A 229-nucleotide genomic window follows, 5' to 3' on the forward strand; every position below is an offset into this window, starting at 1 on the left:
CCGTCTTAACGGCCTCGATGCTCGGGTCTTCCGCTATTGGCGTTTCCGTTGGATCGTCTTCGGTATTGCCATCCGTGTCATCACCATCATCACTCGTGTCATCGACATTCGTGTCCGCTGGACTATCGCCATCAGCTAAAACACTGTTGCTAAAGCCGCCGGCATCTACCGCGTCCTGCCCGATGACATAGGTCGCCGTGTACGTCGCTACTTCGCCTACCAATAGGTC

The 229-nt window shown here is 55.5% G+C and carries 1 protein-coding gene; it reads right to left on the reverse strand.

The features are described 5' to 3' along the window. The coding region (locus FC091_RS15420) for a hypothetical protein (protein ID WP_449441491.1) at window positions 1-223 on the reverse strand (223 nt) is incomplete at its 3' end. Between the last annotated feature and the right edge of the window lie 6 nt (window positions 224-229).

The organism is Winogradskyella algicola (assembly GCF_005869935.1).
GTDB classification, from domain to species: Bacteria; Bacteroidota; Bacteroidia; order Flavobacteriales; family Flavobacteriaceae; genus Winogradskyella; species Winogradskyella algicola.